We start from the raw sequence: 1,370 nt of genomic DNA, 5'->3' as shown, positions 1-1,370 counted from the left end.
GTAGTAGCGTTCTAAATTTAACAGGAACACCACTCGTAGCGATTAGCGGTACAAATGCTGCCGATTTTACGGTAACCGCATTACCCACTTCGCCAGTAGCCGCAACTACAGGAACAACTACTTTCGAAATCACTTTCGATCCTTCTGCTGCAGGAATTCGTAAAGCAACCATCAGTATTGCTAGTAACGATGCCGATGAAAATCCATATACATTTACTATACAAGGGTATGGGGGAACTCCTTTTATCACCACTTGGAAAACGGATAATTTGAACACGGGTTCATCGAACGCAACTTCAATCACCATCCCAACATTAGGAACAGGTTACAATTACGATATTGACTGGGAAAACGATGGTGTTTATGATGAATTTGGAGTAACAGGCAATGCAACTCATGATTACGTTACAGCAGGAACATATCAAGTAGCGATTCGAGGTGCTTTTCCAAGTATTTATTTTAATAATGGAGGGGATAAAAATAAAATATTGAGTTTAGACCAATGGGGGACTAATAAGTGGAAAAGTATGGACAGTGCTTTCTTTGGATGTACTAATTTAAACGGAACAGCAATAGATACACCCGATTTAACATTAGTTACCAATATGGGGTTTATGTTTACTAATGCCTCTTCTTTTAATCAGGATATTGGAAATTGGGATGTGTCAAATGTTACAAGAATGGATGCAATGTTTTTGGGAGCTACAGCTTTCAATGAAGATATCAGTAACTGGGATGTTAGTAAGGTTACGATTATGCTTAGGATGTTTCAAATTGCAACAGCTTTCAATCAAGATATCAGTAGCTGGGATGTTAGTAAGGTTACGAATATGTCTACTATGTTTGGAGGGGCAACAGTTTTCAATCAAGATATCAGTAGCTGGGATGTTAGTAAGGTTACGACTATGATTAATATGTTTGGAGAGGCAACAGCTTTCAATCAAGATATCAGTAGCTGGGATGTTAGTAAGGTTACGACTATGAATAATATGTTTGCAAATGCAACAGCTTTCAATCAAGATATCAGTAGCTGGGATGTTAGTAAGGTTGCGAATATGACTAGTATGTTTATGAGGGCAACAGCTTTCAATCAAAATATCAGTAGCTGGGATGTTAGTAAGGTTACGCGTATGAATTATATGTTTTATAATGCAACAGCTTTCAATCAAGATATCAGTAGCTGGGATGTTAGTAAGGTTGAGAATATGACTAATATGTTTTATAATGCAACCACTTTCAATCAAAGTTTAGCCCCTTGGGGAACTAAATTTTATTTTAACATTAATTTGGGTTACATGCTCAATAATTCAGGTTTAAATACCGCTAATTATGATGCGACACTTATAGGCTTTGATGCCGGAGGGATAACA

The 1,370-nt window shown here is 37.2% G+C and carries 1 protein-coding gene; it reads left to right on the top strand.

From position 1 onward, the window contains the following. Window positions 1-1,370 (top strand): BspA family leucine-rich repeat surface protein (locus HM986_RS17545; protein WP_179336343.1); only part of this gene is annotated, 1,370 nt, incomplete at both ends.

The sequence above is a fragment of the Winogradskyella costae genome (genome assembly GCF_013403865.1).
Taxonomy (GTDB): domain Bacteria; phylum Bacteroidota; class Bacteroidia; order Flavobacteriales; family Flavobacteriaceae; genus Winogradskyella; species Winogradskyella costae.
Note: the sequence above shows the minus strand (reverse complement) of the source record. Positions and strands in the feature narration are given on the sequence as shown.